The sequence below is a fragment of the Alkalibacillus silvisoli genome (assembly GCF_039521975.1).
GTDB lineage: Bacteria > Bacillota > Bacilli > Bacillales > Alkalibacillaceae > Alkalibacillus > Alkalibacillus silvisoli.
This window is the reverse complement of record NZ_BAAACZ010000014.1, coordinates 1-23,765: the sequence shown is the minus strand read 5'-3', so window position 1 is coordinate 23,765 and position 23,765 is coordinate 1. Positions and strand designations below refer to the sequence as shown.

Here is a 23,765-nt window from a genome sequence, read left to right as displayed (position 1 = left end):
TATGACAGTAAAATTAGGGATTAACGGATTTGGAAGAATCGGTAGACGTGTATTCCGCGCTGCGCTAAATAATGACAATGTAGAAGTAGTAGCTATTAATGACTTAACAGATGCAAACATGCTAGCACATTTACTTAAATATGATTCAGTTCATGGGCAACTGCCTGAAGATGTAGAGACGAAGGGTGAGAACCTTGTTGTTGGTGGTAAAGAGATTAATGTTATGTCAGAGCGTGACCCAGCGAATTTAGGTTGGGGAGATTTAGGTGTTGATATCGTTATTGAATCAACAGGTTTATTCACAAAGCGTGAAGATGCAAAGAAACACATTGATGCAGGTGCTAAGAAAGTCATCATCTCAGCTCCAGCTAAGCAAGAAGACTTAACAGTTGTAATGGGTGTAAACCATGAAGATTATAACAAAGACGAGCATACAGTCGTTTCAAATGCTTCTTGTACAACAAACTGCTTAGCGCCAGTTGCTAAAGTACTAAGTGACAAGTTCGGATTAAAGCGTGGAATTATGACAACAGTTCACTCATACACAAACGACCAACAAATTCTTGACTTACCTCACAAAGACTATCGTCGTGCGCGTGCAGCTGGTGAAAACATTATCCCAACATCTACAGGTGCAGCAGAAGTAGTGGGTAAAGTACTTCCTGAGGTTGATGGTAAGCTAACAGGTATGGCGATGCGTGTACCTACACCAAACGTATCATTAGTTGACTTAACAGCAGAACTAGACAAAGATGTGAGTGTTGAAGAAGTAAACGAAGCGTTAAGAGCTTCAGCTGAAAATGAACTAAAAGGTGTACTTGGATACAGCGACCTACAGTTAGTTTCTACAGATTATAACGGCGACCCACATTCTTCTGTGATTGATGGTGACTCAACATTAGTTATGGAAGATAACATGGTTAAAGTCGTTGCTTGGTATGACAATGAGTCTGGTTACTCCAATCGTTGTGTTGACCTAGCAGTATATATGGCAGAGCAAGGCCTATAAAAGTTGCGATTTAATGTCGAATCTTTAGTTTCATTATTGAAGGACTTGTTCTAAAATAGAAGGAGGGACTGATTATGTCCCTCCTTAAATTTAGCGTTGGAGGTATAACGAGTGAAACGAAAAATGAATTTACGTGATGTTGAACTACAAGGTAAGCGTGTATTTTGTCGGGTGGATTTTAATGTTCCGATGTCTGAAGGTGAAATTTCAGATGATACGCGTATTCAAGCCGCTTTACCTACCATTATGTACTTAATCCAAAATGGTGCCAAAGTGATCTTAGCAAGCCACCTAGGCAGACCAGACGGAAAGCCTGTCGATGAACTACGTTTAGATCCAATTGCACAACATTTAAGCAACTATTTAGAACAACCTGTTTATAAGACAGATGATGTATACAGTGAAGATGTAGAAAAAGCTGTTAACGAACTTGAAGATGGCGACGTATTCCTTTTAGAAAACGTTCGTTTCCATCCTGGTGAGAAGAAAAATGATGAAGCATTAGCGAAACAATTCGCAACTTTAGCTGATTTATATGTCAATGATGCCTTTGGAGCTGCTCACCGTGCCCACGCTTCAACTGAAGGGGTTGCACACCATTTACCAGCTGTATCAGGCTATTTATTAGAGAAAGAAATTGAAGTATTAGGTAAGGCTTTAGAAAATCCAGATCGTCCATTTACAGCGATTATTGGTGGTGCCAAAGTTAAAGATAAAATCGATGTGATCGACCACCTATTAGATCGTGTTGATCACTTATTAATTGGTGGTGGACTATCTTATACGTTTATTAAAGCGCTAGGCCATGAAGTTGGAAAATCGCTTCTTGAAGAGGATAAAATCGATTTAGCTAAAGGCTTTATTGATAAAGCGAAAGAAAATGGTGTATCAATCCATTTACCGGTTGATGTTACAGTTGCTGATGATTTTTCTCGTGATGCGAACACTAAGGTCGTACCAATTGAAGAGATTCCGAGTGATTGGGAAGGTTTAGATATTGGTACTGAAACGGTTGAGAAATTCAGTAAAATTATAGAAGACTCAAAGCTTATTATTTGGAACGGTCCAATGGGTGTTTTTGAATATGAAATTTTCGAAAATGGAACGAAAAGTGTAGCGAAAGCATTGGCTGAAACAGAGGGCTTCACAGTAATTGGTGGTGGTGACTCAGCTTCAGCTGTTGAGAAATTTAACTATGCTAAAGAGATGGATCACATTTCAACTGGTGGTGGAGCATCGTTAGAATTTATGGAAGGTAAAGTATTACCAGGGGTTGCAGCGTTAAACGAATTAGACGAAGAGGTGAAGTAAATGCGTAAACCGATTATTGCAGGTAACTGGAAAATGAATAAGTTGGCTGGTGAAGGTGCCCGTTTTTTAATGGACTTGCGTGAGAAATTACCCGAAAAAGACAAAGTCGATACAGTGGTATGTGCACCTTTTATTCATTTACCTTTATTGACAGAAGCAGCACGTGATTTCCCAGTTTCAATTGGTGCACAAAACATGCACTTTGAAGACAGTGGAGCTTTTACAGGTGAAGTAAGCCCAGAAATGCTTAAAGATATTTTAGTGGATTACGTTGTTTTAGGACATTCTGAGCGTCGTGAATTGTTTGGCGAAACTGATGAATCCGTTAATCAGAAAGTAAAGGCAGCCTTTAACCACGAATTAACGCCAATTGTATGTGTTGGTGAATCCTTAGAGCAACGTGAAAATAATGAGACATTTACATTTGTTGAACAACAGGTGAAAAATGGGCTAGAAGGTTTATCAGAGGACCAGCTTAAACAAGTTGTGATTGCTTATGAGCCGATTTGGGCAATTGGAACGGGTAAAACAGCGACTAGTGAAGAAGCTAATGATGTCTGTACTCATATTCGCCAAGTTCTTCAAGATACTTATTCTAAAGGTGTGGCACAAGCTGTCCGCATTCAATATGGTGGAAGCGTTAAGCCTCAGAATATTGAAGAATTACTAGGCATGTCAGATATTGATGGTGCTTTAGTAGGTGGTGCAAGCTTAGAGGAAGATTCATTCCTTAAGTTAGTGGAGGCTGGTGCGAATGCCTAATCAACCTATAACAGCCTTGATCATCTTAGACGGTTATGCGATTCGTGATGAAGCATTTGGGAATGCGATTAAACAAGCTCATACAACTAATTTTGATCGTTATTGGCAAAGGTTTCCTCACACATCATTAAAAGCTTCAGGTGGGGCAGTCGGGTTACCTGAAGGACAAATGGGTAATTCAGAAGTAGGTCATTTAAATATTGGTGCAGGCCGAATTGTTTATCAAAATTTATCTCGCATTAACTTATCAATTAAAGACCGCGAATTCCATCAAAATAACAGCTTTCAAAACGCTGCTAACCATGTAAAAGAAACCGGTGGCGCTTGGCACATATTCGGCTTGTTATCAGATGGTGGTGTTCATAGTCATGAAGAGCATATCCAGGCTATGCTAGAAACCGCGAAGGAACAAGGTGTTAATGAGGTGTTCGTTCATGCCTTTTTAGATGGGCGAGATGTCGGGCCGAAGACAGCAACCACCTACTTAAACCGATTAAACGATAAAATGAGTGAGATCGGGGTTGGAAAGTTAGCATCTGTATCCGGTCGTTATTATGCGATGGACCGTGACAAGCGCTGGGAGAGAGTTGAAAAGGCATTTCGTGCGATTCGTTTAGGGGATGCTCCAGTTGTAACAGATGCAGTACAAGCTGTTGAAGCTTCTTATAGTGAAGATGTGGTAGATGAGTTTGTAGAACCATTTGTATTGAGTGATGATGGACAAAACCCTCTAGCTCAAGTTAACGATGGTGATGCTATTTTATTTGCAAACTTCCGACCAGACCGTGCTCAACAATTAACAGATGTCTTTGTAAATAACCGTTTACAAGACTTTGAAGGTAACTATAACCCTGTTAATAACATTTATATGGTGACGATGACACAATATAGTGAGGAACTCGAAGTTGATGTTGCGTTTTCACCAAATACACCAGAAGATACTATTGGTGAAGTTGTATCTGAAAACGGATTAACGCAATTACGCATTGCCGAAACGGAAAAATACCCACATGTTACGTACTTTATGAATGGCGGATTAGAACAAACATTTAAAGATGAAGAGCGAATTTTAATTGATTCACCGAAAGTAGCGACTTATGATCTACAACCAGAAATGAGTGCTTATGAAGTAACTGATGCGTTATTAGAACAACTAGATCATCATCCACCTAATTTAACGATTTTAAATTTTGCTAACCCTGATATGGTTGGCCATTCTGGTAAACTTCAGCCAACTATTGAAGCGGTCGAGGCAGTAGACAAATGTCTTGGTCAAATTGTTGATAAAATTATTGAATTAGGCGGAACAGCAATCATTACAGCTGATCATGGTAATTCTGATGAAGTGTTAAATGAAGATGGCAGTCCAATGACAGCCCATACGGTGAATCCTGTTCCAGTTATTGTAACTAAAGAAGGTTTATCTTTGCGTGAAGATGGCGTATTAGGTGATCTCGCCCCAACTGCATTACAACTATTAAACCTTGACCAACCAAAGGTCATGACAGGACAATCACTAATTAAGTGATCAACAAACATCGGGTAATTTTGTGGAGTTGATGAATGAGAAAGAAGCCTTAAGTTGGATAACAAGAAGACTTAGTAAACTGAGCTTGCTAAGTTCTAAAGGCAAGCTAATGGTTTTTATAGCTTCGATTATTAATAAAGTAAAACAATAACATATAGGAGTGACGACAATGCCTTACATTATTGACGTATACGCACGTGAAGTTTTAGACTCAAGAGGTAATCCGACAGTAGAAGTAGAAGTTGTAACAGAATCAGGTGCTTTTGGTAAAGCAATGGTACCAAGTGGTGCTTCAACAGGTGAATACGAAGCAGTCGAACTGCGTGATGGTGACAAAGGCCGTTACTTAGGTAAAGGTGTCGAAACGGCAGTTGAAAATGTAAATGAAATAATCGCACCAGAACTAGTAGGCTTCGATGCAACAGAACAACTTTTAATTGATCAAACATTAATTGAACTAGACGGTACAGAGAACAAAGGGCGTTTAGGTGCTAACGCTATTTTAGGTGTATCAATGGCTGTTGCTCATGCAGCAGCAGACTTCGCAGGGACCCCGCTTTATAAATACTTAGGTGGATTCTCAGCACATACACTACCAACTCCGATGTTGAACATTTTAAACGGTGGTGAGCATGCAGATAACAATGTCGATATTCAAGAATTTATGATTATGCCTGTAACAGCTGCGACGTTTAAAGAAGCCCTACGCCAAGGTGCTGAGATTTTCCATGCTCTTAAGAAAGTATTAAAAGATAAAGGTTATAATACGGCAGTTGGAGATGAAGGCGGATTCGCACCTAACTTAAAGTCTAATGAAGAAGCATTAGAAACAATTGTTGAAGCGGTAGAAGCAGCTGGTTATGGAATTGATCAAGACATTAAGCTAGCAATGGACGTTGCTGCTTCTGAAATTTATAAAGACGGTAAGTATGAGTTAAAAGGTGAAGGTGTTACTCGTACATCTGAGGAAATGGTTGACTGGTATGAACAATTAGTTAATAAATTCCCAATCGTAAGCATTGAAGATGGATTAGATGAGAATGACTGGGATGGTTTCAAACTATTAACAGAGCGTATCGGCGATCGGGTTCAGTTAGTAGGAGATGACCTTTTCGTTACGAATACGAAGAAGTTAGAAGAAGGTATTCAAAAAGGTATCGGAAATTCAATCTTAATTAAAGTGAACCAAATCGGCACATTAACCGAGACATTTGAAGCAATTGAAATGGCGAAACGTGCTGGTTATACAGCGGTTATCTCGCACCGTTCTGGTGAAACAGAAGATGCAACCATTGCAGACATTGCAGTTGCAACAAATGCGGGTCAAATTAAAACAGGTGCTCCATCTCGTACAGATCGTGTAGCGAAATACAATCAACTACTAAGAATCGAAGACGATCTAATGACAACAGCATTTTATGCAGGTCAAACAGCTTTCTACAATCTAAAATAAACTTTTATTATTAAAGTTTTAATTGAGTTTAATCCTTAGGATGTTCAATTCTAGGGATTAATTTTTTCCATTTGCAAAATAATAATTTTCAAACGGTTCATTTTTTACTATAATCAATAACGTGGCTATTAATTTTAATAAATTTGTTAGAAAGCGATTGCATATCATAAGTTTAACTAATTAAACTTTAGGGGGGAATGCATGATGAAAAGTAACTTAACCAAACAAATAATTATCGCACTAGTTTTAGGTCTCTTAGTAGGTCTTGGAATGAATCTTTATACGCCTAACTTATTTGAACCAGTAGACACGTATTTCTTTGCACCATTAGGAGACATCTTCTTACGTCTAATTCAAATGATGGTTGTACCTATTGTTTTTGTGTCTATTGTATTAGGTACAGCAGGCTTAGGAGATCCGAAGAAATTAGGGCGAATTGGTGGAAAAACTATTGGATTCTTCTTAATTTCGACTTCGATTGCTATCGTATTAGCAATGTCAGCAGCCTTAATCGTACAGCCAGGTGAACCTGGGATTATAGAAACAGTTGAAGCAGAAGGAGGTTTTGAAGCGCAAGAAGCACCTTCTGTTATCGATACGCTAGTTAATATTATTCCAACAAACCCAATCGATGCTATGGTTAATGGAGAGATGCTACAAATCATCTTCTTCGCAATCTTCGTTGGTTTTGGTTTAGCGATATTAAGTAAGAAAACAGATCGTATTTATAAACTATTTGATCAAGCTTTTGAACTCGTCATGTTCTTAATCACAATTATTATGTATACAGCGCCATTTGGTGCATTTGGTTTAATCGCTTCTGCAGTAGGTGGAGCAGGATTAGATGCTATTGCATCGATGTTCCAATACTTCTTAGTTGTTTTATTCGTATTAATTTTACATGCGATCATCACTTATGGTTCAGTTGTTAAGTTCTTAGCTAAGAAAAACCCAATCTGGTTTTTCAAAAACTTTGCGCCTGTTATGAGTGTAGCTTTTGGTACAGCGAGTAGTGGTGCGACACTACCAGTTTCAATGAGTACAGCCCAAAAGCGTTTAGGTGTTCGTGAATCGGTTAGTGGTTTCGTTCAACCGATCGGTGCAACGATTAATATGGATGGTACTGCAATTATGCAAGGTGTTGCGACAGTATTTATCGCACAGGTTTACGCTCAAAGCTTATCAGTGACTGAAATGATCACAGTTGTACTGATTGCTGTATTAGCCTCGATTGGTACAGCAGGTGTACCTGGTGTTGGTTTGATTATGTTAGCCATGGTATTAGATCAAGTAGGTTTACCAGTTGAAGCTATTGGTCTTATTCTTGGTGTAGACCGTCTACTCGATATGACACGTACAGCTGTTAACGTAACAGGAGATGCTGCTTGTGCATTATGGGTAAATGAAACAGAAGAAGAACCTGAAGAAAATGATCGACCATCTGTTAGTCAAGGCTAATATTTAACGAATCCATGAAAAACAACCTTGCAATTGTTCTCTATAATGTGCTACATTAATGTTATGGATTTGTGTACGCATTAGGAGGTCATAGCTATGTATGGAGTTCTAGCTACAATATTATTTCTTAATACAATTGCCTTAATTACGGTTGTATTACTACAACAAGGAAAAAGTGCAGGTTTATCTGGAGCGATTTCAGGCGGAGCTGAACATCTCTTCGGTAAGCAAAAAGCACGGGGCATGGACGGCATTTTACACCGTGTGACAGTTGTATTAGGTGTATCATTCATGGTTGTAACATTTATATTAGGTTATCTCGTTCAGTAATTATAAACTTTTTAAGAACAGTAAGTGAAAAGCTTACTGTTCTTTTATGTTTACTTTTGCTGGAAAATATTAGTGGTATGATTAGACCAAAATCTAGTCGTCAGTGTACAGACTATGATTAAACTTTTTTTATTTGGGGAAAAGTAACAAAGAATAGATTGGACAGGGAAAGGGAGAAAGAAAGAGATGAAAATAAAAGAACCAAAACCATTTACATTCGAAGCGGGTAATCGAGCAGTATTATTATTACACGGCTTTACAGGCCATTCAGCTGACGTACGAATGCTAGGACGTTACTTAGAAAAGCAAGGGTATACGTCTCATGCACCAATATATCGTGGTCATGGTAAACCACCTGAAGAGCTTGTTGGTACAACAGCATCTGATTGGTGGGAAGATATTGAAGCAGCTTATGACCATTTAAAAGAGCTAGGTTATGATGAAATTGCTGTTGCTGGTTTATCCTTAGGCGGTGTCCTATCACTTAAATTAGCGATGAATCGACCAATTAAAGGTGTAATCCCGATTTGTACACCGATTTTCTTTGATAATAAAAAAGAACTATCAGCTGGCTTTCGTTTTAAAGCGAAAGAATATAAGCAATTACAACAAAAAGATAAAGAAACAATCGAACAAGAACTTGATGAGCTAATGGCAAATTCAGATGAGACATTTGATTCTTTAGCTAATTTAATTGAGTCAGTTCGTGATGATTTAGATACGATCTATGCACCAACATACGTATTACAAGCAGAAGAAGATGAAATGATAAATAAAGATAGTGCTAATTATATTTATGATAATGTCGAATGCGATGATAAAGATTTAAAATGGTATGAAGGAGCACCACATGTCATTACATTAAGTGATTATAAAGATCAAGTGCATGAAGATGTTCATAAGTATTTAGAGTTATTGGACTGGTCCTAAGTAAAATGGTTAAAAACTGAGGTGAAAAACATGGACATAGAACAAATGAAACAAAGAATCGAGGAATACTTTACAGAAGAAGCAACACGTCCTTTAAGCATTGAAGAGCTTCAATCAGAATTAGACATTGGTGAAAGTGACGACTTAATCATCTTAATGAAAGCGTTAAATGCTTTAGAAGATGAAGGGACATTAATTCGTAACCGTAAAGACTTATATGGATTACCTGAAAAGATGAATCTAATCCGCGGGCGAATTCAAATGCATGCTAAAGGGTTTGCGTTTTTAATTCCTGATGATGAAAACCAATCGGATATTTATATCCATCAATCAGATCTAATGTCAGCAATGAACGGCGATATAGTATTAGTTCGAATCGAAAATGAATCCTATGCAGGAAATCGTCCTGAGGGGATTGTCGTAAGAATTCTTAAACGTAGTGATAAACCAATTGTTGGAACATATCAGGATAATGGTCAATTTGGGTTCGTTATGGCAGATGATAAACGCATTCCAGGCGATATCTTCATTAAAGATGGTAATGAAAATGGCGCAGTAGACGGACATAAAGTGATTGTTAAAATTATTGAATATCCTAAAGGGGTTAAAAGTGCTGAAGGTCAAGTAACAGAAATTCTCGGTCATAAAAACGACCCAGGTATTGATATTTTAGCGATTATTCATAAACACGGTATTAAAGCAGAGTTCGATCAACAAACAATTGAACATGCGAACAGTATTCCTGAAACGATTGATGAGGCTGATTTAGAAGGTCGACGTGACTTACGTGATAAGCAAATCGTTACCATTGACGGGGCAGATGCCAAAGACTTAGATGATGCGGTTCGAGTTGAACAACTTGATAATGGTAATTTCTTATTAGGTGTTTATATTGCAGATGTCACAAACTACGTTAAAGAAGGCTCACCAATTGATAAAGAAGCCTTCGAACGTAGTACAAGTACGTATTTAACTGACCGTGTGATCCCAATGATTCCCCACCGTTTATCAAATGGGATTTGTTCATTAAATCCACAAGTTGATCGTTTAACACTAGGGTGTGAAATGGAGATCGATGGTTCAGGTAAAGTCGTTCATCACGAAATCTTTGCAGCAGTCATTAAAACAGAAGAGCGCATGACTTATACGGATGTTAATGCAATTTTAGAAGGTGATGAAGAGAAACGCCAACGTTATGAGTCACTTGTCCCTATGTTTGAGCTCATGAACACATTAGCACATACATTGCGTTATAATCGTATGGGCCGTGGTGCGATTGACTTTGATTTCAAAGAGGCAGGAATTGAAGTAGACGAAGAGGGTCAGCCAACCGATGTTGTATTAAGAGAGCGCGGGGAAGCAGAGAGGATTATTGAAGATTTCATGTTAATGGCCAATAAGACTATAGCAGAACATTTTCATTGGATGGATGTACCGTTTATCCACCGTATTCACGAAGAACCTGATTCTGGAAAGCTACAGAAGTTCTTTGAGTTTGTTGCCAATTTAGGTTATACCGTTAAAGGTACAGCAGATGACATTCACCCGAAAGCATTACAAAAAGTGCTAGATAAAGTGTCTGGTAGCAAAGAAGACTTAGTGGTTTCAAAATTAATGTTACGCTCAATGCAACAAGCCAAGTATGCACCTGAAAGTGTTGGCCACTTTGGTTTAGCGACACAATTTTATACACATTTCACATCACCAATTAGACGTTATCCTGACTTAATTGTCCACCGTCTGATTCGGACGTATTTAATTGAAGGTGACCTAAGCGCGCAAACAACGAAGAAATGGGATGAGAAGTTACCGGATATCGCACGTCACACCTCTGAAATGGAACGCCGATCTGTTGATGCTGAACGTGAAACAGACGACCTTAAGAAAGCAGAGTTCATGTCAGATAAGATCGGTGAAGAATATGATGGTATTGTAAATTCTGTTACGAACTTTGGATTATTTGTTGAATTACCGAATACAGTTGAAGGTTTAGTCCATGTGAGCTATTTAACAGATGATTACTACCATTATGATGAGAATAATCAAGCCATGATTGGTGAAAGAACAGCAAATATGTTTAGAATCGGTGATGAAATAAAAGTACGTGTCATTGGTACTAATATTGAAGAACGTGTTGTAGATTTTGAAGTTGTCGGTATGAAAGAGCGGAAAAAGAAGAAGAAAGCTTAATAAATATAAGCCACTTAATATAAAAAAGAGCATTGAATTGCAAAAGCAATTTTAATGCTCTTTATACGTTAAGCTAAAATAAGAATTTTAGTAAATCGCTTTATTACCTAATCACCGTAATAACTCGAACACCAGTCGGTTCGTCTTACTTCACGCGATTAAAATATTCTTCATCTACTTCAAGCTGTTTTTTTAGTATTTCCTTCCATAAGTGACCTTTTATTTCCCCAGTTCCTCTCGATACTTTAACCCTTTTAAAGTTACCATCTGACTTTTGTTTTCTATAGTATATATGATGGGATTTTCTTTTAATTTGCTCCCAGCCATCTCTCTGGCAAAAACGGTCTATCTCTCTCCAGGTAGGCATCGAATTAACGATTTGACTCCTTCAGAACCATCTTGGATTAAGACGTTCATAATAAAGGGGAATTGGTCACGTCGATCTGGGGCATTAAAATACTTATTAAAATCATCTTTATACTCATTAGAATAGTCAATTAATTCTTCTGCAAGCAAATCAAGTGTTTCTTCTACACTGTCACCGTTTTCAACAATATCGAAACCATTGAGGGACATTGTTACAGTTTTATCATCTTCATGCATGACCTCAGCTTCAAATGTAAAGTTAGAAAATGCTATTTTAAGGTGTTCTGTACTTAATGCTGCCCAATAGTCTCTATTGCGTTTAACAAACTTAGGGCCTTCTCGTACCACATCATCGTTAAACTGTCCCCAGTGTTTACGTACATCTGTAGCATTTAAAACCTCACTCATGTTCATTCCTCCCTTTCACCTCCTACTATACCATATTATGTACAAAACGTACATTATGTATACTTTGTGATAAGGTGTTTAACAGAATTGGTAGTATTTAAGGTGAAACATTGTACTAACCCCCCTGTTTTCACCTGTAGTATTGCCATCTTTTAAATCTGATTAGTAAGGCTTAGGGTATGAAAAAAACAGAACCCCTGTAAATTGGAGGATCTGTTTTTGTCTAAGTATTACCTTTAGGGTTTGATTTTACTTCCAATGTCCGTGTAAAATCCATGGATCTTGGAAGTTAAACGCATCATCATTTGGTATTTTGTTACGTGTTTCATCTGGAAGGTCAAAGCGAATGTACGTCTTTTCACCATACTGCTTTTTGAATACTTCAAGCTCTTCATATAATGTTTTCATTAACCCAGGTTGTTCGAATAAGTCATCCCATAAATACACGACATGTGCATATTGATCTCGCTTTTGATCAAACTTTACTATGGCAAAGCGGTCTTGAGCTTCATTTTCGAAGAACGACCATTTTTCTAGGTCATCATCTTTAAATAGATCAGGACTAGTAGGGAATGGATAGTAAGCTTCTAATGGGAAAATGACTGAATCATCATGTTGAAGCGGATCAATCCATTTACGTTTCTCTTTTAGCGTCTTAAGCTTCGTCCACACTTCACCAGTATCTTCTGTCATTTTGCTTTGATCGACTAATACTGCAGGGTGGAGTAGCTCAAGTCTAGGTAGTTGTAATTTCTCTAACACACGTAAAGCTGGGAAATTGTGCAGTTGCGTGTTAGCACCAATCCATTTAATTTGATTGTCTTGTTTTAATTGTTCAATGATATATTCAATAATCATTGTTGCAAGCCCATTGCCTAAATATCGTTGGTCGCTTCTAAGGCGACCTAGCATTCCGTACTGCCCTTTAAAAACGGAATAACCAGCGACTGAAACGAGTTGGTCATCTGTAAATAATCCATATAATACATGCTCATCGCTTGTGACTAAGCGTTCGAATATACGGACAACATAATCGTCTTCAATACCAGTTTGCATATTGGCGATCTTATCTTCATCGTTTATTTTTAAAGGTCTAATTTGAATGGTATCAATCATCTTAGCAGTTCCTCCCTTTACTTCGTTTCCCTAATAACATAGAATGCCATAAAATAGGTTTGACTGTCTATTATCCTGTACTAAAATTTTGAATTTAATGAGGAAATATTGTCGTAATCAGTCATCACAGTTTAAAAGCACCGTCTTTTTTGGTAAAATAACCTTTGCAGTGAGGAGGAAAGACCATGGCAAAAAAAGATCCAGGCGCCATTGCAACAAACCGTAAAGCAAGACATGACTTTCATATAGAAGAAACGTTTGAAGCGGGGATGGTATTAAAAGGGACAGAGATTAAATCCATTCGTGCAGGACGTGTCAACTTGAAAGATTCATTTGCACGAGTTCATAAAGGTGAAGTTTACGTTCATAACCTGCACATATCAGAGTATACACAAGGCAATCAGTTTAATCATGAGCCGACAAGAGCAAGAAAACTGCTCCTTCACCGTAAAGAGATCAATCAATTAATTGGCCAAACCCAACAAAAAGGCTACTCATTAGTGCCACTAAAAATGTATATTAAAAATGGGGTGGCTAAGCTATTAATTGGTGTAGGTCGTGGTAAGAAGAAGTATGATAAGCGTGAAGACTTAAAACAAAAAGCGATGAAACGTGATGTTGAACGCGCTTTAAAAGATTATTAATACCAAACAATGACATTTTCAAAGCGCTATTGCCATGTTATAATATGTATTACCAAATGAATTTGGTGAAGAAACATTCTTTTACTAGGGGGATGTTTTGGATTCGACAGGGATAGGTTGAGCTTAAGTAGCGAGCCGAGGTGACGCCTCGATAAACGTCATTTCAGTTAAATATAACTGGCAAACAAAACGATTTCGCTGTAGCTGCGTAAGCAGTTCTACAGGATCCTTCCTACCATCGCCCGTGTGGTAGATTGAAGGGTCTCAAATGAAGCGGGCTACGCTAGGGTCCACCGTCTGAGGATTCTAGAGGAGACTAACCAGACTAGCCATTCGGAAGCCTGTCAGTAGGCTGAAGAATTGGCGAATGACAATATACTGACTACGCTCGTAGAAGCTTGAGTGGCGATATCTTTGGACGCGGGTTCGATTCCCGCCATCTCCATATTAATATGGAATTAATTAAATAATTCGTGTGACTTAAAGCATAAGTTTGCAGTAACTGCAGGCTTATGCTTTAAAAAACTCTCTGCAATTTTATTCTTGAATATAATGAACTGTAAACACTTAATTGTGTTTACAGTTTTTTTGTTGTTATACAAATATTCAATGGTTCTAACTAATTAATGAATTTATTGTAAAATTCAATCATAAAAATGGATATTTATGTTAAAATTTAATTAGAGGAAATAATGTGTTTGTGGAGAAATGAATTTAAACTAACGTGAGCTGGGTTTGTTGAATAAATCACTGGAGGATTTATTTCTTATAAAGAATTCTTTAATCAGTTTAAGCAGAGAGTGGGGAAAGTTATTATGTTGTTTCATAATGGGAATTTAAAAGTTCGGAAATTAGAAGATCAAGATAATATTCTATTAGCAAAATGGCTATCAGACCCGTCTGTTCTTGAGTTCTATGAAGGTAGGGATAATCCTTTTGATCTAAACAAAGTGAAGGAAGTCTTTTATGCTCATGAAGATGAAAAAGTTAAATGTATTGTAGAGTATGGTGGTAACGAAATTGGGTATATCCAATTCTATCAATTAGATGATGAAACGAAAAAAGAATATGGGTATTTAAACGAAAATGTTTATGGAACAGACCAATTTATTGGGGAAATTGAGTATTGGAACAAAGGGATTGGAACATTACTTGTTACATCTATGATAGATTTTTTAATCCAACACAAAAAGGTAGATCGAATAGTTATGGACCCACAAACAAGAAATACAAGGGCTGTAAAGTGTTATGAGAAATGTGGGTTTAAAAAAGTGAAAATACTTCCAAATCGTGAACTGCACGAAGGAAAATATCAAGATTGTTGGTTGATTGAGTATCATAGATGAATTGCTTATTCTTCAAGTATCAGGTGGTGAATGTCTAATATGAGCGATCGAATCTTGAGCTAGTGTGAGCAGAATATTTGAAAAAGAAGATTATAATGTCAGTAGAAGCAAATATTTATATTCATTAATAAGGAGGAAATGATGTTTAATACAATCAAGTTATTTTACGGGGAAAATCAATCGCAATTTGGGGTTTTACGGTTACCTGAAAGTGAAAAACCGTCAGCAGTTATAGTTATAATTCATGGAGGTTTTTGGCAAGCAAAATTTAATTTAGAAGAAAATAACCCTATTGCAGAGGATTTAACTCAAAAGGGTTATGCTACTTGGAACATTGAGTATCGTAGGTTAGGTGAAATAGGAGGAGGTTGGACAGGTACGTTCAATGATGTCATAAACGCCATAAATCATCTAACAAATATAAAAGAAACTTATCATTTAGATTTATCGAACGTCATTATTATTGGACACTCTGCTGGGGGTCACTTAGCTCTTTGGTTAGCGGCAAGAACTGTACATAAAAGTTTAGACTATATGTTTAATGAACTAGTAGTACCAATTCAAAAAGTCATAAGTTTGGCTGGGGTAACTGATTTGAAAAAGATGTGGCAAATCCATGAAGCAAAAGGATTAAAGAGTCCTGTATCTGAATTAATGGGTGGCACACCAAATGAAGTACCTGAACGTTATAACATCGCCTCCCCAATTGAATTGTTACCCATAAATGTAAAACAGATATTAGTTCATGGTGAAGAAGACAAACATGTACCTCCTGAATTAAGTGAAAATTACTATTTGAAAGTAATAGAACAAAATAAGCATGTGAACTTAGTTACTCTGCCAGATACAGAACATTTTAAAATCATTGAACCTACCTCAAGAGCATGGGAGTCTGTAATTGATACACTATAACTAACACGATAACTTTTGCATTCATATTTAACTCCCCCTGTTGAAGTTTTAACTTGCAAGATAAATTCAGAGGATGCTATTTCTAAGTACAAAAATTTACTTGGTAAAATTGAGCCTAACAAATTGAAAAGAGATATCCATATTTTGGTAGTTTTTTATCGACATTATTATTATGTTAACGAAGTAGGATGGATAAGAAATTTAAAATGATGCTTTGGATACTATTAAATGAATTGAACCGCAAAAAACAAGAAGAATTTTTCGCCCTTTTACTAGTACACTGAATGCTATAAAAGGGGTGAGAGCATGAACAATAAATCTATTGGATTATTTCAAGGAATTGCTTTATATATTGCAGCTATTCTAGGGTCAGGTGTCCTTTTTTTATCGGGCGCAACGGCCTCGATCGCAGGACCTGCATCAATTATATCTTGGCTTATTGTTATTTTAATTAGTTTTCCACTTGCTTATTCCTTTGCTAGCTTGGCAAGAGAATATCCTGATGCCGGTGGAGCAGCAACCTTTGTAAGAATTTCTTACGGATATCATCTTGGCAATATCGTTGGGTGGTTTTATTTCGTAACAGCAGCAGTCGGTCAAACAATTGTATCCTTAACCGGTGCATTTTACGTCAGTCAGGCATTTGGATTCTCACATTTTGAAACCGTAATAATGGCCGTCGTTATATTGGTAGTTGCAGGTCTTTCCAATTATTTCGGGGTTAATGTTAGCGGTAAAGTTGCATTGATTTTAAGCTCCTTGTTATTGATTCTTTTAGTGGTAACTATATTTGTGTCTCTTCCAAGAATACAGTGGGACAATTTCACACCTTTTGTTCCAAATGGATGGTTTTCTCTTGGAAGTGCTGTAACGATTATCTTTTGGTCTTTTTTCGGTTGGGAGGCGATTTGTAATCTTGCTTTGCATTTCAAAAGGCCAGAAAAGGATATTATAAAAGGTGCGATTGTTAGTGTAGTTGTTATTGGGTTATTATTTTTGGCGTTAAGCTTTGTTACTATTGGAACAGCCACTTATGGCAGTCAAGAAAGCAACCTATCTCCTATTGGCGTTATAATGGGAGATTCACTAGGCATGGGTGCTAAGGTCGTAACGGCTGTTTTAGCGTTAGTTATTTGTACAGGAACAGTAAACGCATTTTTCGCCAGTCTAACACAATTAGGATATTCATTAAGCAGGGATGGTGCTTTTCCGAAATTGTTTTCAAGACTGCATGCAACAACTAATATTCCAAGACTGATGGTGTTGTTTGTTATTTGTTTTTCGATAGCAGGTGTTTTAGTGACGAAAGCATTGTCACTGACCTTCGATGACATTTTGTTTATACCGACTTCACTTGGGATTGTAGTTTATGTTCTTTCAATGGCAGCGGGCATTAAATTGTTTAAGAAGAAGACAATGGCATGGTGGGCATCAATTGCGTCCTTCGTTTTGTGTTTACTCGTGCTTCCTTTTTTAAAGTTATATGTTATTGTTCCAGTGATTGTGGCATCCTTTTATGTCATTTATATGATTATTGATAAAAAGTTTTTTCTTACAAGGGAGGTTTGATCTTCCATGAGGGACCAAAAGAATTTGTCTCAAAATGTTATGTGGGAAGCAACAACTACATGTGATCCTGCATATGATGGATTATTTTTTTATGCAGTCAAAACAACAGGCATATTTTGTCGACCTTCTTGTAAATCTAGGGTGCCTAATCGCGAAAATGTATCCTTCTTTTCAAATGCCACTATTGCTTATAAATCGGGCTATCGTCCTTGTAAGAGGTGTCGGCCTGATTTGAAAACAATAATAACTTATGACCCATTCGAAAAAGTAATAGAAGATACCATGCAGATCATTGAAAATAAATATGGTCAAAAAATGCTACTGAATGAATTAGCATCTATGGTAGGTGTCAGTCCTTTTCATTTAAACCGACTATTCAAAAAAAGAACTGGAAATACACCTCGCATGTATTTAGAGAAGGTGAGGATTAAGAAAGCAAAAGAACTACTATTAACGACTACTTTAAATAGTACAGAAATTGGTTTTCAAGTTGGCTATCAAAGTCTATCTAGTTTTTATCATGCATTTAAACGCGGTACTGGGCACTCACCTAGTCAATTTCAGGCTCAAAATGTTGAGGACTCAGGCTTATCATGATTAATTGAAAGCGTTTTTTGACTTATAAGATCAACATCTAACTAGAAGAATCAAGAGGGGATTTAATTTGCTTCAGATGATTAGTACTACGATATTAAACTCGCTGGGAGCGTTAACTAAGAAGGGTTAACGTTTTTTTTGTCGAACTTATTTAGTAATGATGCCTTTTTACATAATAATGCTAAAGAAACGAGTGATTTTATGGGATCGATGAGTAAATTAAAACGAATGTCAAAGGTACTCTCAATGGCATTAGTCATCTTCATTCAAATTTATTGGTATAAATTTAGAAAAAAGCCTGAAGCCGATTGGGAGAAATTGTGGGAAAAAATAGGGGGAAAGTTCCGAAAGACATTATTTGAATTAGAAGGATTACTGATTAAAATGGGACAATTACTAAGCATTCGTGCAGATTTATTTCCTAATAGTTTTATTAAGCAAATTGAAGACCTTACAGATCAAGTTCCCTCTTCTGAATGGGGGGAAGTTAAGGGTATTCTTGAAACTGAATGGGAAGGCCCTTTGGAGCAATATTTACATACCATCGATCAAAAAGCAGTAGCCTCTGCTTCTATAGGAGAGGTCTATAAAGGTGTTTTGAAAGATGGTAAACCTGTTGCGATTAAAGTACAACGCTCAAATATTCAATCAATCATACAAACTGATTTCCGTACTTTAAGTATTATTATTTGGTTTGCCCATTATTTTGCTCCTATGCCAAAAGGGTTTATAAATTTAAAGGTTTTATATAAAGAACTCAAGGAAGTTATTGAAAGTGAACTTGATTTTTTAAAGGAAATGAGTAACCTACACTATTTCCAAGAACGATTTAAGGATGTTGAAGGCGTAAAAATTCCCGGTGTGTATTCCGAACTTTGTACATCCAAGGTATTAGTAATGGAATGGATGGATGGCATAAAGCTGACAGATGAAGAGGGAATGAGTCAATTAGAAATTAACCAACGAAAATTAGTTGAAAATCTAATTGAAGTTTTCCTTCCTCAGTGGCTTGAGCCTGGAATTTTTCATGCTGATCCCCATTCAGGAAATATACTTGTTTCAAAAGATGGGCAGATTATATTACTAGATTTCGGAATGGTAGGGGAACTTTCTAAGAAGGATGCTTCATATTTTCAAGCATTAATAGAGGGAATTCTATCAAAGAATTACCCTAAAGTGGTGGAAGCCTTAACTCATTTAGGTTTTTTACTTCCAGAAGCAGACCCAAGAACAATTGAAAAGTTGTTAGCTGAATTGTTGTCGTATCAACCTGAACAATTGAAAGAAATGGACCTAATCGCTTTTAAATTTGAAATGAATGATATAATTCAAGCCCTTCCAATACAAGTACCGACGAGATTTGTTTTCTTAGGGCGATCGTTCATTACAATGGAAGGAATACTCCGAAGCTTAGTGACAGATGATGAACTGATTAAGGTATTAAAGCCGGTTTTTATGGATTGGTTAAGTAAACATGGTAATAACAAATGGTCGTTTATATGGTTCTGGTTGCAGTCTCAGCCTTTATTCAAGACAGTTCAATCCTTCACAGAGTTCCTAAAGTTACCTCAAAGAATCGAGGGTATAAAAGAAACAGAACAGAGAAGGGATTTTCAATTTACTATATATGAAAATTACAAAAAACATTTATTTCAATTAATATTCCTAGGCATATTCGGAATAGGAGTAGGTATTTATACAACCCATCAAACTATTTTACAGCTTTCGATTGGAGTTTCTGCCGTCGCTAGTATCGGATATGTTATTTGTAGTTTTAAGTTAAAAAAATGGATGAAATATATGCATGAAAAGAGAAGAAAGTAACTTTGGAGAGTACAAGAAACTAAATTATGGGAGATGATTGTAATGGTAAAAGAATTAGATCAAGCAATTGCTTTACGAAAGAATGGAAGTTATAAACAATCTAATGAATTACTTATGGAATTGGTTAAGGAGTATCCTAATGATGCTTCGATTAACTATCAATGTGCATGGAGTTGTGACATATTAGGAGAAGAAGCGAAAGCTGTTCCATTTTACGAAAAAGCCATTCAAATAGGCTTACCATCAGAGGATTTACAAGAAGCTTTACTAGGGTTAGGTAGCACTTATCGAACTTTAGGAGATTATGAAAAGTCAAAAAGTACATTTGAAAAAGGAATGGATTTATTCCCAGAAAGTAGAGCGCTTCATACATTCTATGCTATGACGTTATATAATTTAAACGAACATAGTAAAGCTATGGAGCTATTGTTGAAATGTTTAACCGACACAACAAACGATCAAGAGATTTTAAGTTACAAAAAAGCTATTGATTTTTATTCAACCCAATTGGATGAAGTTTGGAAATAAAGTTGGACAATTGCATAATAATGGGACTAAGATGTTTAACATAATGATTGTCTTATAGCTTGAAAAAGTTTAAAAGGGGGCGGGGGAGTGGATTTAAAAGCATTGGCATTGGATATTGCAGAAATTTATAAGTTAAACCCCAAGGTTGAAGCTGCTTTACTAGGCGGGTCTGTTTCACGCAATTGGCATGATGAATATTCGGATATTGAACTTTTTATTTTTTGGAAGGAAGCTCCAACTGATCATGATCGAACAGAGCCCATTAGAAAATTAAATGGGGAAATGATTGACTTTTATCCTTATGAAGATGAGGAATGGTCTGAAACCTATTTAACAGAAGGTATAAAGCTAGAGATCAGTAATTTTTTAACAGAAACGATTAATAAAGTAATAGAAGATGTCATAACCAAGTTTGACACAGATTTAAATAAGCAATGTATTGTAGCAACAGTTGATCAAGGTGTTTCACTTAGCGGAGATAAAGTTATTGAAAATATGAAAGAGAAAGTGAAAGTATATCCTGATGAATTAAGTGAGGCTATGATTAAGGAAAATCTTCACTTAGGAAACAAATGGAATAACCGAGAGGCATTGCTTGAACGACAAGATTGGTTAATGTTTTATAAAGTAATAGTAGATGTCCAAACAAAAATAATGGGGATGTTGTATGGTTTAAATCGTCAATTCGTACACCACCCAGCTTTTAAGTGGCAGCAACATTCACTTAATACAATGACAATTAAACCAACTAATATAGCAAGTCGTTTAAATTCAGTTTTTCTAGATGTTCCAAAGATTGCCTTAAGCGAATTAGAATTAATCGTTCAGGAAGTGTATGAACTCATAAAAAGTGAGTTCCCACAAGTAGACTTATCTGGAGTAATTGACCGTTCAATATTTCTAAGACCGAAAAATAATTAACAAAATATAAAAAATGCCACGCTTTCGAGATATTTACATTACCTTTCTACAAATACTAATACTACATGAGTTAACACGACGGAAGGTAGGTTATACATTTTGGATGAATTATTGTTTCTAATCGCTTTTGTTGTATTGATTATAGGCACTTTTTATATACTCCATTATACAAAATCGAAAAAAGCAGAGGCTGAGCGAAAGCAAAAAAGTCAATCTAAAAAGTGAATACTGTGTAATGTAGGCCTAATACCCACGAAGTGTTGTAACAACATTTTGTGGGTTGTTTTATATTAAAAGGTTAACCACGATTTGACTAATGTAATCAGCAGGAGTATACTTTTATTAATTTTAAATAACAGAAAATTATAAAATTGGTTTTAGTGACTTTGCAAATCATAAGGGAGGTTATGAGATGGTTAAAGAGATCACATGTCATCAAGTCCATCCATGAGGATACACGGCTGATGATGTGATGGAATATGTTAAAGAGAAGAGAGGTCAAGAATATTTAAGCTCCATTGATGATTTAGAAAGACAAGATTATGAGTTTACTGGTGAAGAAGTTATCTTATGAATTTATTAGTGAAATGACAGCGGTTGATTTTGAAACTGGGGAAGTCATAGGTGAGAGTGAGTATTTTAAAACAGTATACGTAATTTAAAGTAAAAACGCACATAAAGAATATTGATATCATACAAGCAAAATTTATAAATTAAGAAAGGTTGAAGTAAATGTTTAAAAAGAAAAAAATAGAAGAGGATATTAGTAATGAGGCTATACGTTTTGATGATTTATCTAGTTTAGATGAACATGTTAAAGGTAAACAAATAATAGTTTTAGGTGAAAGTTCTCATGGAATAAGTGATTATTATCAAACTAAGATAAATATAATTAAATATTTACATGAAGTACATAATTTTAGTCATGTTATATTCGAAAATGGTTTTTTAGAGTCAAGCTTAGGTACTGAAGTTTTTAATGATAAAGAGATTGATAAGCTTATAAAAGAATTTAAGTCAGATATTTACCACAACGAAGAGATGTTGAATTTTTACAAGCAAGATTGGGTGAAAAATTTGAGGTTTTGGGGAATGGACGCTCAACCTGTTAAATATTCAGAGAAATTTATGAACTGGATTATTTCTATAGCTCCTCGGAATATTGCAAAAAAAATTATTGAAGCTGAAGAAATGTTTTTTAATTTAGAATCTGAAAATGATGGTAAAAGAAAAAAAACAGTGGAAGATAAAGAAAAGCAAAAACATTGTGAACTCTTATATGAAGAATTAATCAATCTATTACGTTTACAAAGTAATGAATTTTCAGTAGATCAATTACATTTAAATATATTAATAAATGGCTTTAAGAATAGAATAGAGTGGTTGCAACTGATTAATTTAGGTGTTATTAAAGGTGGTAGTAAACGAGGAGAATTAATGTTCAATAATGTGAGTTGGTTGAAAGAAAATATTATTCTCGATGAGAAAATAATTATTTGGGCACATAATTATCATATTAGAAAAAGTCAAACTACTAGTTCTAAATTATTAAACATAAGAAACTTAGGTCAATATTTAAATGGAAAATTCAAAAACAATATTTATACAATAGGGTTTTACTCAATCGATGGAAATTACTCAAACTTATTAAGAGAAGATAGTGAAATAAAAACAACTAATAAGAAACATTTAGAAAGACAAGTAGAGAATATAATTGGAGGAAATACTTTTCTGGCCTTAAATAATACGAATTGTTCGTTAAACAAGCGATGGTGGTTGTTGGAATCTGGATTTAAAAATCAACTGCCTATGTCAATTAACCCTTATAATCAATATGACGCATTAATAATTTTAAAAAATGTAAAAAAGCCTAAATATTTTTGAAAATTCTTGTTTTTTAAATTTTTTTAAGGTAATATAAGTTTGTACTGAAAAAAATGGAAAGGAGGTATTAAAATGGAAGGGGATAATCAGTTTGATTTAGATTTAAATGTAGATTTAGAGCCAGTCGATGACGTACAACCTCAAACGACTGTTCCGTGTGGTCAAACTATCGCTTGGAGTATTCGTTATTGTACTCGAGTAACGTGTAGAGGTTGCTTCTAATTTACTGGGAGAGGAGGATATTTTTATCCTCTTCTTTCTTTTATAAACTTATTAACATTTTAGAGGTGAGTGTGTATGAATAAAGAGGAAATAATTCAAGATATTTACACTGCAGAAGATTACTTCTTATTAAGAGCGCCTGATAAGCCACTTGAATTTATAGATTCGGACTTTTTAAACAGTAGTCTAGATATAATAAAGTTTTGTAAAAATGATAAGTTTTTTTTACAAAAAATACATATATCTAGCCCTGAATTATATAAATCCCTAATTAATCTAGATCTTGATAATATAAACACTTCTAAAAAAAAGCAAAAAAAAGTGAAACAGATCGCATCCAGTTTATTGAAGTATCTATTAAGAAGCTCTAGTCGACCGACCCCGTTCGGTGTATTTCGCAACCCAAAATTGACCCAAATCGCAACTTAATTTTGACCCAAAGTTTGATCACTTTGTT

21 protein-coding genes, 1 other RNA gene and 1 pseudogene are annotated in these 23,765 nt (G+C 35.8%); 21 read left to right on the top strand and 2 right to left on the bottom strand.

Going from position 1 to position 23,765, the window contains the following annotated elements; genetic code table 11:
* The first annotated feature begins 1 nt into the window (after window position 1).
* From gap to rnr, 9 genes are all read left to right on the top strand, one after another.
* Window positions 2-1,009, top strand: a complete 1,008-nt coding sequence (gap, locus tag ABDZ63_RS09075; RefSeq protein WP_343783244.1) for a type I glyceraldehyde-3-phosphate dehydrogenase — start codon at window positions 2-4, stop codon at window positions 1,007-1,009.
* A 123-nt stretch (window positions 1,010-1,132) separates the two neighbouring features.
* On the top strand, window positions 1,133-2,320 hold the full coding sequence (locus ABDZ63_RS09070) for a phosphoglycerate kinase (protein ID WP_343783272.1): 1,188 nt from the start codon (window positions 1,133-1,135) through the stop codon (window positions 2,318-2,320).
* Window positions 2,321-3,082: a triose-phosphate isomerase gene (gene tpiA, locus ABDZ63_RS09065; RefSeq protein WP_343783243.1), complete on the top strand. Its 762-nt coding sequence runs from the start codon at window positions 2,321-2,323 to the stop codon at window positions 3,080-3,082.
* The gene (gene gpmI, locus ABDZ63_RS09060) at window positions 3,075-4,610 is read left to right on the top strand and encodes a 2,3-bisphosphoglycerate-independent phosphoglycerate mutase (protein ID WP_343783242.1); all 1,536 of its coding nucleotides are present in this window, start codon (window positions 3,075-3,077) and stop codon (window positions 4,608-4,610) included. Before tpiA ends, gpmI begins: the two co-directional genes overlap by 8 nt.
* A 169-nt stretch (window positions 4,611-4,779) precedes the next feature.
* Entirely contained in the window at window positions 4,780-6,063 is a 1,284-nt protein-coding gene (gene eno, locus ABDZ63_RS09055; RefSeq protein WP_343783241.1) for a phosphopyruvate hydratase, read from the top strand.
* Between the two features lie 204 nt (window positions 6,064-6,267).
* Window positions 6,268-7,521 (top strand): dicarboxylate/amino acid:cation symporter, encoded by a 1,254-nt coding sequence (locus tag ABDZ63_RS09050; protein WP_343783271.1) that lies wholly within the window; start codon window positions 6,268-6,270, stop codon window positions 7,519-7,521.
* A gap of 96 nt (window positions 7,522-7,617) precedes the next feature.
* Window positions 7,618-7,851, top strand: coding sequence for a preprotein translocase subunit SecG (gene secG / locus ABDZ63_RS09045; RefSeq protein ID WP_343783240.1), 234 nt, complete (start codon window positions 7,618-7,620; stop codon window positions 7,849-7,851).
* Between the two features lie 186 nt (window positions 7,852-8,037).
* Window positions 8,038-8,781 carry an alpha/beta hydrolase gene (locus tag ABDZ63_RS09040; RefSeq protein WP_343783239.1) on the top strand — a complete coding sequence of 248 codons (744 nt, stop codon included), beginning with the start codon at window positions 8,038-8,040 and terminating at the stop codon, window positions 8,779-8,781.
* A 30-nt stretch (window positions 8,782-8,811) separates the two neighbouring features.
* The gene (gene rnr, locus ABDZ63_RS09035) at window positions 8,812-10,971 is read left to right on the top strand and encodes a ribonuclease R (protein ID WP_343783238.1); all 2,160 of its coding nucleotides are present in this window, start codon (window positions 8,812-8,814) and stop codon (window positions 10,969-10,971) included.
* A gap of 345 nt (window positions 10,972-11,316) precedes the next feature.
* On the opposite strand, the gene ABDZ63_RS09030 is transcribed toward rnr, so the two are convergent.
* Window positions 11,317-11,745 (bottom strand): hypothetical protein, encoded by a 429-nt coding sequence (locus tag ABDZ63_RS09030; protein WP_343783237.1) that lies wholly within the window; start codon window positions 11,743-11,745, stop codon window positions 11,317-11,319.
* A gap of 249 nt (window positions 11,746-11,994) precedes the next feature.
* Window positions 11,995-12,861 carry a GNAT family N-acetyltransferase gene (locus ABDZ63_RS09025; protein ID WP_343783236.1) on the bottom strand — a complete coding sequence of 289 codons (867 nt, stop codon included), beginning with the start codon at window positions 12,859-12,861 and terminating at the stop codon, window positions 11,995-11,997.
* 185 nt (window positions 12,862-13,046) lie between these two features.
* On the opposite strand from ABDZ63_RS09025, the gene smpB reads away from it, so the two are divergent.
* From smpB to ABDZ63_RS08965, 12 genes and pseudogenes are all read left to right on the top strand, one after another.
* A complete protein-coding gene (gene smpB, locus ABDZ63_RS09020) occupies window positions 13,047-13,505 on the top strand; it encodes an SsrA-binding protein SmpB (RefSeq protein WP_343783235.1) in 459 nt (152 codons plus the stop codon).
* An 88-nt stretch (window positions 13,506-13,593) separates the two neighbouring features.
* Window positions 13,594-13,953: a transfer-messenger RNA gene (gene ssrA, locus ABDZ63_RS09015) on the top strand.
* A 367-nt stretch (window positions 13,954-14,320) separates the two neighbouring features.
* On the top strand, window positions 14,321-14,851 hold the full coding sequence (locus ABDZ63_RS09010) for a GNAT family N-acetyltransferase (RefSeq protein WP_343783234.1): 531 nt from the start codon (window positions 14,321-14,323) through the stop codon (window positions 14,849-14,851).
* A gap of 141 nt (window positions 14,852-14,992) precedes the next feature.
* On the top strand, window positions 14,993-15,763 hold the full coding sequence (locus ABDZ63_RS09005) for an alpha/beta hydrolase family protein (protein ID WP_343783233.1): 771 nt from the start codon (window positions 14,993-14,995) through the stop codon (window positions 15,761-15,763).
* A gap of 306 nt (window positions 15,764-16,069) precedes the next feature.
* Window positions 16,070-17,397 (top strand): annotated as a pseudogene (locus tag ABDZ63_RS09000) (APC family permease).
* Window positions 17,339-17,929 (top strand): bifunctional transcriptional activator/DNA repair enzyme AdaA, encoded by a 591-nt coding sequence (locus ABDZ63_RS08995; RefSeq protein WP_343783232.1) that lies wholly within the window; start codon window positions 17,339-17,341, stop codon window positions 17,927-17,929. Before ABDZ63_RS09000 ends, ABDZ63_RS08995 begins: the two are co-directional and overlap by 59 nt.
* Window positions 17,930-18,067: 138 nt before the next feature.
* Complete coding sequence (locus ABDZ63_RS08990; RefSeq protein ID WP_343783231.1) at window positions 18,068-19,753, top strand: ABC1 kinase family protein; 1,686 nt, start codon at window positions 18,068-18,070, stop codon at window positions 19,751-19,753.
* A 42-nt stretch (window positions 19,754-19,795) separates the two neighbouring features.
* Window positions 19,796-20,281, top strand: a complete 486-nt coding sequence (locus tag ABDZ63_RS08985; RefSeq protein ID WP_343783230.1) for a tetratricopeptide repeat protein — start codon at window positions 19,796-19,798, stop codon at window positions 20,279-20,281.
* Window positions 20,282-20,368: 87 nt separating this feature from the next.
* Window positions 20,369-21,202, top strand: a complete 834-nt coding sequence (locus tag ABDZ63_RS08980; protein ID WP_343783229.1) for a DUF4037 domain-containing protein — start codon at window positions 20,369-20,371, stop codon at window positions 21,200-21,202.
* Between the two features lie 732 nt (window positions 21,203-21,934).
* Window positions 21,935-23,086 carry an erythromycin esterase family protein gene (locus tag ABDZ63_RS08975; protein ID WP_343783228.1) on the top strand — a complete coding sequence of 384 codons (1,152 nt, stop codon included), beginning with the start codon at window positions 21,935-21,937 and terminating at the stop codon, window positions 23,084-23,086.
* A 72-nt stretch (window positions 23,087-23,158) separates the two neighbouring features.
* Window positions 23,159-23,308, top strand: a complete 150-nt coding sequence (locus ABDZ63_RS08970) for a hypothetical protein (RefSeq protein ID WP_343783227.1) — start codon at window positions 23,159-23,161, stop codon at window positions 23,306-23,308.
* A 75-nt stretch (window positions 23,309-23,383) separates the two neighbouring features.
* Window positions 23,384-23,737, top strand: coding sequence for a lantibiotic dehydratase (locus ABDZ63_RS08965; protein ID WP_343783226.1), 354 nt, complete (start codon window positions 23,384-23,386; stop codon window positions 23,735-23,737).
* The last annotated feature ends 28 nt before the right edge of the window (window positions 23,738-23,765 follow it).

What these genes read in the sequence shown, in the direction of transcription:
- gap (WP_343783244.1), top strand. Translation starts at nt 2, where the DNA reads ATGACAGTAAAATTAGGGATTAACGGATTTGGAAGAATCGGTAGACGT.
- ABDZ63_RS09070 (WP_343783272.1), top strand. Translation starts at nt 1,133, where the DNA reads ATGAATTTACGTGATGTTGAACTACAAGGTAAGCGTGTATTTTGTCGG.
- tpiA (WP_343783243.1), top strand. Translation starts at nt 2,321, where the DNA reads ATGCGTAAACCGATTATTGCAGGTAACTGGAAAATGAATAAGTTGGCT.
- gpmI (WP_343783242.1), top strand. Translation starts at nt 3,075, where the DNA reads ATGCCTAATCAACCTATAACAGCCTTGATCATCTTAGACGGTTATGCG.
- eno (WP_343783241.1), top strand. Translation starts at nt 4,780, where the DNA reads ATGCCTTACATTATTGACGTATACGCACGTGAAGTTTTAGACTCAAGA.
- ABDZ63_RS09050 (WP_343783271.1), top strand. Translation starts at nt 6,268, where the DNA reads ATGAAAAGTAACTTAACCAAACAAATAATTATCGCACTAGTTTTAGGT.
- secG (WP_343783240.1), top strand. Translation starts at nt 7,618, where the DNA reads ATGTATGGAGTTCTAGCTACAATATTATTTCTTAATACAATTGCCTTA.
- ABDZ63_RS09040 (WP_343783239.1), top strand. Translation starts at nt 8,038, where the DNA reads ATGAAAATAAAAGAACCAAAACCATTTACATTCGAAGCGGGTAATCGA.
- rnr (WP_343783238.1), top strand. Translation starts at nt 8,812, where the DNA reads ATGGACATAGAACAAATGAAACAAAGAATCGAGGAATACTTTACAGAA.
- ABDZ63_RS09030 (WP_343783237.1), bottom strand. Translation starts at nt 11,745, where the DNA reads ATGAGTGAGGTTTTAAATGCTACAGATGTACGTAAACACTGGGGACAG.
- ABDZ63_RS09025 (WP_343783236.1), bottom strand. Translation starts at nt 12,861, where the DNA reads ATGATTGATACCATTCAAATTAGACCTTTAAAAATAAACGATGAAGAT.
- smpB (WP_343783235.1), top strand. Translation starts at nt 13,047, where the DNA reads ATGGCAAAAAAAGATCCAGGCGCCATTGCAACAAACCGTAAAGCAAGA.
- ABDZ63_RS09010 (WP_343783234.1), top strand. Translation starts at nt 14,321, where the DNA reads ATGTTGTTTCATAATGGGAATTTAAAAGTTCGGAAATTAGAAGATCAA.
- ABDZ63_RS09005 (WP_343783233.1), top strand. Translation starts at nt 14,993, where the DNA reads ATGTTTAATACAATCAAGTTATTTTACGGGGAAAATCAATCGCAATTT.
- ABDZ63_RS08995 (WP_343783232.1), top strand. Translation starts at nt 17,339, where the DNA reads ATGAGGGACCAAAAGAATTTGTCTCAAAATGTTATGTGGGAAGCAACA.
- ABDZ63_RS08985 (WP_343783230.1), top strand. Translation starts at nt 19,796, where the DNA reads ATGGTAAAAGAATTAGATCAAGCAATTGCTTTACGAAAGAATGGAAGT.
- ABDZ63_RS08975 (WP_343783228.1), top strand. Translation starts at nt 21,935, where the DNA reads ATGTTTAAAAAGAAAAAAATAGAAGAGGATATTAGTAATGAGGCTATA.
- ABDZ63_RS08970 (WP_343783227.1), top strand. Translation starts at nt 23,159, where the DNA reads ATGGAAGGGGATAATCAGTTTGATTTAGATTTAAATGTAGATTTAGAG.
- ABDZ63_RS08965 (WP_343783226.1), top strand. Translation starts at nt 23,384, where the DNA reads ATGAATAAAGAGGAAATAATTCAAGATATTTACACTGCAGAAGATTAC.